Source organism: Flavobacterium piscis, assembly GCF_001686925.1.
Lineage (GTDB): Bacteria > Bacteroidota > Bacteroidia > Flavobacteriales > Flavobacteriaceae > Flavobacterium > Flavobacterium piscis.
The window spans coordinates 1-10,532 of the sequence record NZ_LVEN01000031.1; the positions used below are offsets into that span (position 1 = coordinate 1).

Below are 10,532 nucleotides of genomic sequence, written 5' to 3' on the forward strand. Positions count from 1 at the left end.
TTGATGCCAATATTCTTAATTCAAATTCAAAAAAAATAACCAAAGTTATCAGACCCGCAATTTACAAAACAGAAAACGATACCCTGCAGCTGGTTCAAAAAGCAGTTGTTATAGTAGAATAATAGCATCATTATTATGAAGAATATCAATATCGGAATTGATTTAGGAACAACAAATTCAGGAATTGCGAAATATGAAAATGGAAAAATCACTATTTATAAAAATCCTGTTGGATTCAAAGATACTATTCCGTCTGTAGTTTCATTTCGAAAAGGACGCATTCAAATAGGCGAAAAAGCACGAGAACACAGCGCAACAAATGCCGAAAATGTATTTTCTTCTTTTAAGCGAAAAATGGGATCTGATGAAATGTATTTCATCAAAGATCTGGATAAAAATATCAGTCCGATTGAACTGTCTTCGATGGTTTTGAACGAATTAATTAATTTCGCTCAAGGCGAAAGTTTAAAATCTGCTGTGATTACGATTCCGGCTTCTTTTGATACCATTCAGTCCAATGCCACGAAAAAAGCAGGCTATCAGGCAGGTTTTCAAGAAATAGTATTGCTTCAGGAACCGATCGCTGCTTGTCTGGCGTATTCAAATTCCTTAAATATTGATATTACATCTGATAAAAAATGGCTGGTATATGATTTTGGAGGAGGAACTTTTGATATCGCATTAGTAAACATTAACGAGCGCGATCTAAAGGTTTTTGATCACAAAGGCAATAATTTTCTGGGAGGTGTTGATTTAGACACATTATTTGTGGAGAAAATAATATGCCCGAAAATCGAAAAGGAAACTCAGGAAAATGATCTTTGGTCGAAACTAATTTCTAAAGAAAACACTGTATATAATAAACTCTTTTTTGAACTTCTTTACAAAGCTGAGGAAGCAAAAAAAGAACTTTCGATAAAAGAAACGTCAAGTATTGAAATCGATTTTGATGAACTTTCCATCTCATTGGACATCGATATCAGCCGAAAAGAATTTGAATTTATCATTCAGCCAAAATTTGAAGAATCTTTTCATTTGGTTGAAAAATTAATTAAAGAAAATCAATTAGACTTTTCCGACATAGAGCGCATTATATTGGTTGGCGGCACGACTTATATTCCTTACATACGCCAGCAATTACAGGAACGAACTCAAATTGAAGTAGAAACCAATTTAGATCCCACAACTGCCGTAATGATTGGAGCAGCTTATTATGCGGGTTCAAAACCTTCAGAATTGATAGAAGAAGAGCTTTCTAACGAGCCAATATCGCAAGAAAATAATATTCAGGTCGAAACGATTTATGAACCCCATTCTAAAGATTCTGAAGAACTAATTGTGGTTCTTTTGGATGAATCTTTTGATGGCTACTACAGAATTACAAGAGCCGATGGCGGTTTTGATACTGGTCTTCTGAAAGCAAGTAAAAAAATAGCAGAGTTTGTTCCTTTATTAGAAAAAGCGACCAATCAATTCACATTGTTTTTATTCGATAATCAGCAAAAGCAAGTTTTTAGCAACTCGAACATTCAAATTACAAACGGGTTATACAGTATTCTGGGACAGCCAATTCCAAATGACATTTGTTTAGAACTAGACGAAGAAACGGGAAAAAGCCACATGGAAATTATCTTTAAGAAAAACGATATTTTGCCGTTGAAGAAAACAATTTACAAAACCTGTTCTAAAAACATTTTAAGAAACTCCGATCAAAAATTGATTATAAATGTCGTAGAAGGCAATGCCGGAAGCATGGTGGGAAGTAACGTTTCTATTGGCTATATTGAAATATCCGGAAGTAATTTTGAGCAGGATCTTTTGAAAGGAATGGATATTGAGCTTAATTTTAAAGTTTCGGAATCTCGTGATTTGAGCATTGACGTTTATATAGGCGCTCTTGATTTAGAAATAAGCGAAGTCTTTAATCCGCATCAGAGAAAAATTTCTATTGAAAAATTAGCATCAGAAATCAAAAATGCTTTAGATACAATTTTAGAAGAAATAAGAAGTGAAGAAGAAAATGAGAATTATGAATATTTAGCCAAATTAAAAAGATCTCAGGAATCGCTGACCATTCTTTACAACGAGACCTTAGAAAATAAAGATGATGCTGTAACAGATAAAAAGTATCAAATTGATGAATTGAAAAAAATCTACATTCAGGAATTTGATGATCTTATTCGACACAAACACATATTATTTGAACTTGAAGAATATAACAATATAAAAGACAGTCTGTCTTTTTATATTGAAAAAGGAACTCCTCGCCAAAAAGAAGAATATGAAAAGATCATAAAAAACGAAAAGGAAGTACTACAGTCAAGCAATAAATATTTGATTCGCAAAAAAAATAAGGAATTGGAAAACCTTTTAGAAAACATTTATCACAATCAGGATGAAAGCTATATCGATTATTTTTACAATTTACGATTTGAAGACGCAGGCGCTTTTAAAGACAAATCTAAACATCATAAATTGATACAATTAGGTGAAAAAGCAATTGATAATTCGAATTTAGTTGAATTGAAATCGATCTGCCACCAACTGTATAATTTATTGATCGTAAAACCTAAACGAAAAGATGACTTTAATACATTCGACGGAAATCTTGGAATAAAATAACTTTTGGGATATTTTATCAAATGATCTACAAGACAGTTTCAAAATTATACTATTGGCGCAACTAAGACAAAGCTTCAGAGAAATCTGGAGCTTTTTTTTATTTAAAATATATCAGCTAGTTTCAAAAAAATACAGAAAATCAAAGAATTCAAAACGATTTCAACAAAAACGCTTCTTACAACAAAGCAAAAACAATATTCATTATTTACAAATTATCCGTGAATATCATTCTTTTTCAGCACATTAGAAATATAAAGCCATCTCTCCTAATCCAAAAATATCCTTATAATAATTAAATGCCATATTTTCTAATAACTGCATTTATGTTAGTAAATGTTTTTATAAATTTGCGATCTCATATTGAAACCTGTTATTTTCAATATAAAATTATGACTTTCATATAAATACCACATATAATTATTTTAAAGTCATTTATTCAAAATTATAGTATAACCATAATTAAATCCAATGTTTAAAAAAAACAAGCCCCAGATTTTATTTTTTATTCTTTTAAATTTATTTTTTTCCATTAATTCCTTTTCTCAAAAAAATGTATATGTTGGAATTGAAATCGGACGCAGAGCAATAAAAACTTCAGTCCTTGAGATCAATAACATCAAGAAAGCAGACTATAAAATTCTTTATTTTTCGAATGAAAGAATTAGTCTTGCAGAACATATTGCCAGTTTTGGCGAACTACCTCAGGAAGACATCAACAAAACCAGTATTATAGTGGCTGATCAATTGAGGAAAGTAAGAGCCGACTTTAAAATTACTGAAGCAAATATATTTATAGTAGCTTCTCCCGTTTTTTCATCTGCCCGTAACATTGATGTTTTAAGAAATAAAATTACAACTCTTACCAGCAAAAGTTTTGACATAATCAACGTTGACGAAGAAGCTAAAATACTAGTTAAAGGTGCTATACCGCCTGTTGATTACGCTAATGCCATATTGCTGGACATTGGTGCCCAAACTACTAAGGGCGGATATATTGATGAACTTGAAGATAACAAATTAGAGTTTATTCCTTTAGAACTTGATTTTGGTACAATGACGCTTACAGATGCCGTAAAAAAGACTGTTGTAAATCCAAGCCAGGCCAATGATATGTCGACATATCAGGAAAAGTCTTTTGATTTTAATACCGTTTTACGTAAGAAAATCAAAGAAATGCTTGATGCAAACCCTCTTTTATTAAAGAAAGAAAAAATTTATTTATCAGGAGGAGCAGTATGGGCTTTTTCAACGCTGTATTATAATGAAAACGTTAAAGATCATTATGTTGCTTTAACCTTAGAAGACGTTATTAATTACGATGCAATCCTGAAGAATAATTTTACCAAGTATAATAACCTTGCTAAGACGAATACAGAAATAGAAAGAGTTTTGAAAACATACGACCAGAAATACCTTATTTCTGCCAACAACATTTTAGCAAACTTCCTGGAAAGTATGCCTAATTTGGCAACAAAGAAAATATACTTTGTAAAAGACGGACAAGTAACCTGGCTGATGTCATACATTGCAGACCGCTCTAAGAAAGTAAATACTAATTTTTAAGGTATTGACTAAAAAGCAAAGCTTCAGAGAAATCTGGAGCTTTTTTTATTTAAACTCTTTTTTAAAATCTTTTAGCAAAAGTTTTTTTGAAGACAAAACTGCAATTACCCGGTTTACCTTTTTCCATTCAAACAAATGAATAATAAAAATTCTAATTTTGAGTAAGCTTTTATTTAATAACAATAATAATAGCCCAAGTTATTGCTAACCAAACCAATATCTTAGATCCGATTACAGCTGTTGACAACTTAGATCTCGAGAAACAGTAGTATATAATTACAAAATAACAAACTGCCAGATGAAGTCTTGCCTAGATATAAAAAACCACTCCTTGAAGAAAGAGTGGCTTTTAGAAAGAATATGACGAATACTAATTTTATTTAAAAAAATAACCAATTGTTATTTGAAAAACTCTATTTCTCATATCACTATTAATAACATAATTCCCATTTGAATTTGCTTCTTTGAATACATCAGAATAGGAAATGTTATATCTTAAATCTACATAAAACTTATCTTTAAACTGATAACCCAATCCTAAATTTACAGAAGTGTCAAAAGCATTTGTATAATCAGATAAATTATAGTTTTCATGATTATCATAGCCTAAAAAGTTATCCTGATATTTATTATCAGATTTTAAAAGTATTCCAATTTGAGGCCCAGCTTGCACACTTAATCCCTTTAGCACATAGTATTTCAACATTACCGGAATATTTAGATAATTCAAAGTGATCGTGCTTTTATAACTGGAATTTGCCACATCTATATCTGAATAAGAAAATTTCATTCCTTGCTGGCTGTATAGTACTTCGGGTTGAACCGAGAAATTTTTCGCCAGCGGAATTTCGGCCATAATACCAGCAGTAAATCCTGTTTTTTGTGATGATTCTAATTCATTTTCATCAAAAGTAAGGCTCGCAATATTTAAACCTGCCTTTACCCCTATTTTAACCTTTTCGGTCTGAGCCGTTATTGTTGCACACAGCAAAAGTGTACATAAAACTAGCATGGATTTTTTCATATTATTTTTTGTTTTTAAGATTGACAGCTCTACTTACAGAGCTGCCAATTCTATCTTTATTTTTTATTATTTTTTAATAATCTTGGCGGTATATTTTTTTCCGTTTACATTACAGTCTAAAATATAAACCCCAGTATTCAAATCGCTTACATTAATATTCGACGGAATATTGGTATAGGTTTTACTCCATAACGCTTTGCCATCCATTGAGTAAATTTTGATCTCGGTTTTACCTTCAATTTTATCTGCTAAAAAGATATTTAAGTCATCAACAACCGGGTTTGGAAAAACTCTAAAGGAATTCGTCAATTCTCCTACAATCAATCCTTTGGAATCAATTGCTTCTGACATACGATTACAGCCGTTACTATTTGTCACTTCAAGACTGTAGCTTCCTTCCCAAATTGTGGCAACCATCTTTTGAGTTGCATTTGGAATAGGTCTTCCGTTTAAATACCATTGATATGCTGTGGCATCTGCAGCAGCTGCTAATTTTTTAGCATCTAAAACCTGAATTTGAGGCACTGTGTTTTCAACAATTGAAATAGTGGTTTTTAAAGTTTTACCCAGTCCGCTTTCATTGTAAACGGTTACATAATAATCGCCGCTTTCTGTTGTAACGTACGTTGGCTCGGTCGAACCATCAAACCATTCGTAAGCTTGGTAATTCCCTGGTTGTAAAGTAACCTCAGGACCGCAAACATTTCCACTTGGTAAGTCAGAGTCAAAAGTATCCAATACAACTTTAACTGTTTCAGAAACTGTACATCCGTTTTTCAATACCGCCGTTACGGTATAATCGCCGGCCTCAGTAATTTCAATACCATTAGCAACCGCGCCTGTATTCCATTTATAAGAAGCAACTTGTAATTCGTTTGCTGAAAAATTAGCTGCTGCATTAAGATATAAGCTTTTGCCAGCATAACCATGAATTACTGGACTGTCAAATATTTTGAAGTCTTTTGCAACATTTTGAAATATATAATTCTTAATCTCATTGTTTTGCGTAATAATGTCATTCTCTAATTTTGCTTTTAAATTAAAGGCATGCGAATCTCCTTTATCATCGAGTTCAGGCTGCTTTTTAAAGGTATATTCTATACTTTCTCCAACGGGAATTCCTGATGCAACAGCTTCTGAAATAGCCTCTGAAGTATTAACATATAACAAATCTAATTGAATCGAATTTTCTTTAATTGCTATTTGCCCTTCGTTGGTCAACTTTACTTTAAATTCGTCGCCTCCGCAAATATCTTTTGGAGATAAAATTTGCACAGAAACATCTAAAACTGGATCACTGATTACTTTTAAATCATCAAGAAGCATATAAGAGAATCCTCCTGCTTTGGCATGCCCAAACCGAATCATTATTGATTTTCCTTGATACTTACTTAAGTTAACTACAGCTTTTTGCCATTCAATATCTTGATATGCCCCTTGTTTGGTAGTTCTCCAGATTTCAGTCCATTCTCCGCCAACTGTTTTAACGTCTACAAATAAAGCATCGTTATAATTGCTTTCCAGAGCATAATAAAATTCTAGTACGGCAGCGCTGTTAGATAATTTATACATGGGAGAAATTAATTCACTGTAATAAGAATCAAACTCTAATTGGCTATAAAGCATCATTGCAGGTGTATCTCCAGTATGATCTTTTTTAGGAAGTTTCAAGTTCATATTGTCAGGATTAACAACCACTCTCCATGGATAATTTTCATCACTTTGACTGGATACAAATCCTTTAGATCCAAAAACTGAACCTTGAGGCAGGTTCGAAAAATTTTCAAAATTTAATTCGGGCGCTTTCTCTATAACTTGGAAAGCAGCAGTAGCGACTTGTCCTTTCGTTTGTCCGTCAGCTAATAATTTTACAGCAATTTCATAATTTCCAGCTGCTAATTTCGGAATACCATCTAGTTTGTAAGCAATAGTTTCAGCTTGCAAAATAGGCTCGTTTTTTTCAATTACAACGGGAGCTCCAACAGCATTTCCATTTTTGGTAATCTGATATTCAATTGTAAACTTATTAATTGTATTATAAGCTAAATTCTTCGCACTTATAAAAAACTCATGCGAAGGTGCATCTTCATAAACAGTTTCGGCTACGCTGAAATTAGATAATCCTAAATAATCTTTAGTGTCTTTAATTTCAATATTATCAACAGCAAATCCTTCAGCAAATAGTCCGTTATCATTGTGTTGAAATGCTATCTGAACACACGATTTTCCTGCATAAGCACTTAAATCTACATTATATTGCGCCCAAGCATATACATAAGGTACTTGAAATACATTTTTCCAGGTTGCGCCACCATCTGTACTTACACTTACAAATCCGTCTGAAAGTCCTAATGCATCGCCAAAGCCATCAAAAGTTAAGTGCGCCTCCTTATAATTCGTCAAATCAAATACGGGCGAAACCAACATATCATTTGAAGCATCACAATTACATTTGTCATCATTACTTGCCATAAAGTGAGTATGGTCGTCAATAAACCATCCTGGCGATCCTAAATCAGCGCGTAATCCGTGTTGCCAGCCTGCAGCATTTTTATTTTCAAAAGTTCTCCAACCTTTGTATTTGCTGGCATCTTCAAAGTCCATTTTGTATGGAAGTACAGAAATCTTTTCATCTTCGTTATTCCAATTATCATAATTGAAGGTCAGATTATTATTATTTGGTTTCACATCCATTGCCATATCTTCTGGAAAAACAGAAACTGTAACGGTATGCTCTCCAATATTTTTTAAGTTAATGTTAGGAATAGAATAATTTATAGTATCTCTAAATTTAGCAAATGTTAAAGTCGTTTTTTCAATTTTTGAAAACACTTCGTTTTTTGCATTATCCAAAATTTTTGTGGTAACAATAACAGGCTGGCTCGCTGTTGCAAAATTATTAACGATTGTAGTATTTAATGAAATATTAGTATTATCTATAGTGCATTTGCCTGCATCTAATTTTGAAGCTAAAACCTCTAAATCATAGGGTGCGTTGCTTACGCGGATGTTGTCTATAGCTGCTCCTAAATAACCATCTGCATAATCATCAGTCATTACTCGGAAACGAATTGCCACTTTTTTGCCAGCTAATTCATTCAAACGCATTTGATACGGATCTTTTTTTAGTACCGTATTTATCCCCGTAAACCAAGCGCCTTCAGCAAAATCTGTGTAATGCAAACTTTCAGGATAATCAATACCGGAAACTTTTTTCCAATTTTGACCTTCATCTTCAGAATACTCTACTACAAAACCGTCATATCCTCTGTGAAACAAGTAATACAAATCAAATTCAACATAAGGAGAAATAACATTTGTGAAATCAAATATTGGCGACTCTAATGTAAAATCAGAGTTAAGAGCTATCCTGTCTGTTCCTTTAAAATCAACAGTTCCCCACATGTATTTTGATTTGGTATCTCTAAATGATATGGTTGAGGCCTGCCACAGGAATTTTTGATCGGTTTTTAATGATCTCGAGGTCCATCCTCCTGGTGTTCTTTCAAAATCCTGAAAATAAGGCAAATCCGTTACGATACCGCTGTAACAAGCATTTATATTACTGTTATTAGTCGCAACCGGATCATTGCTGTACGTTACATAAGCTTCGTAGGTATGCAAACCTGGTGCGGATAAATCAATTGTACCGTCAAATGGAATTGTGATTTCTGAATTATTTTTAAAATCAACATCTAATGTCACATCTTTCCAAACTGCCGCGCTTCCTGGAAGTGAATTTAAATATCCTACTTTTAACTGAGAGCCGGCTGGAATATCCTGACATCCTAAATTAAAAAGTGTAATCTTTAATGCATGACTCGCAGGTAAAGTGTTACCTGTATAAGCTGGAAGATTTAATCCTACTAGTTTAATATCAAAATCTTTTTGTGCAGCAGGAACTAAAAGATCTGAAACAAAAGAAACTCCCTCTTTTGAACCAAACGCCGTTATAGGTTTAAAGTCTAACTTAACTTCAACATAATTAATAATAGCTGAACTTATGATATAAGGGATCTTGTCTTGAATTTTGATCGTTGTTTCTTCTCCAACTGCTAAATCTTTTGCAAAAGCAACTGCACCATCATGATTATATATAGAAACTAAACTGCCTCGTGAGGTTACCATTAATCTTAATTTATAATTTAAGATTTCATTTGCCTTTATTACTGCACTTCCTGTGTTTTTTATTTTAACATAAAAAGGCTCTTCTCCTTTTAATGGACCACAAGCAGCAACAGGATCTTGAACGGAAACAATTATAATTTGTTTGTCTGAAAAAGCTGCCCCAATTCCAATTGCATGCCAGGCATTGGTTACTTGTTTGTATTCTTCAGAACCAAGTCCATATAAATCTTCAGTAACCATCAAACTTGCTTCGCGCATGTCACTGAAAGTTGAGGCTGGCGATAAATATTCCGTAAGTGTTATGTAGGCGATTTTCTCTGCTTTAGCAATACCAATAGCTTTAACGTCATAACTTTCCTTAAGATCATTTATTCCGCTGCCTCCTTCGTTCAAAAGATAAAACCAATAATTGGTAATACCGCTATTGATGTGTACTCCACCATTATCATAGGTAACATTGGCAGGATTGGCCCAATTTTCTCCTCCATAGGTATCTGGCTGTCCTTGTGCTTTAGGATTAGACATACTTCTTAAACTTCCGTGAGTATACAATTCATCGCCCAGCATCCAAATATCATTTTTGGTGTCTTTTCCAGCATATAATTCTATAGAAACTCCAAAAATATCACTGAAAGACTCGTTCATAGCACCTGATTCGCCTTTATAGATTAATCCCGCAGAAAATTGTGTTACGGCGTGCGTTAACTCATGCCCTGTAATTCCTAAAGAAACATAAGGCGAGTTGTTGGTACCATCTCCAAATTGCGCCCATCCTCCGGTCCATGAGGCATTTTCAACATTCTTACCCAAGTGCGCAAGACCAAAAATGGTCATACCTTTATCATCGACACTATTTCGATTAAATTTTTCTTCGTAATAGTCGATCGTTTTTTGCAGTCCCCAGTGAATATCAATTGCAGCTTCGTCGCCGTCTTTATTGTATAATTCATTCCAATTATTATCTTCATCGATATAATCTGTAATTACATCATCTGAAGGGTAATCGGAGTGATTCATGTTTAAAGTGTAAATTGGCACTTTATATTTACCTTGTTCGGCTTCTAGCCTGTAGCCGTCAGCATATTGCTTCGTATTAAAAACTACATTTCCCGCATATCTTGCTTTGCCTTTACCTAAACTTTGAGCTGCAATGCGAACATCTCTGTTAAGGTCAATTTTTAAAATTATTTTGCCA

Annotated in this window: 4 protein-coding genes; 2 read left to right on the top strand and 2 right to left on the bottom strand. The window is 33.3% G+C overall.

From position 1 onward, the window contains the following. The first annotated feature begins 135 nt into the window (after positions 1–135). Together FLP_RS14835 and FLP_RS14840 are read left to right on the top strand one after the other, a co-directional pair. Positions 136–2,622, top strand: a complete 2,487-nt coding sequence (locus tag FLP_RS14835) for an Hsp70 family protein (protein WP_065450317.1) — start codon at positions 136–138, stop codon at positions 2,620–2,622. Between the two features lie 468 nt (positions 2,623–3,090). Beyond that, the gene (locus tag FLP_RS14840) at positions 3,091–4,185 is read left to right on the top strand and encodes an exopolyphosphatase (RefSeq protein WP_065450318.1); all 1,095 of its coding nucleotides are present in this window, start codon (positions 3,091–3,093) and stop codon (positions 4,183–4,185) included. Between the two features lie 376 nt (positions 4,186–4,561). Here FLP_RS14840 and FLP_RS14845 read toward each other — a convergent pair whose 3' ends face one another. Both FLP_RS14845 and FLP_RS14850 read right to left on the bottom strand, forming a co-directional pair. Next, positions 4,562–5,209 carry a porin family protein gene (locus FLP_RS14845; protein ID WP_065450319.1) on the bottom strand — a complete coding sequence of 216 codons (648 nt, stop codon included), beginning with the start codon at positions 5,207–5,209 and terminating at the stop codon, positions 4,562–4,564. 66 nt (positions 5,210–5,275) lie between these two features. Then, a partial coding sequence (locus tag FLP_RS14850; RefSeq protein ID WP_123921674.1) for a M4 family metallopeptidase occupies positions 5,276–10,532 on the bottom strand: 5,257 nt, incomplete at its 5' end.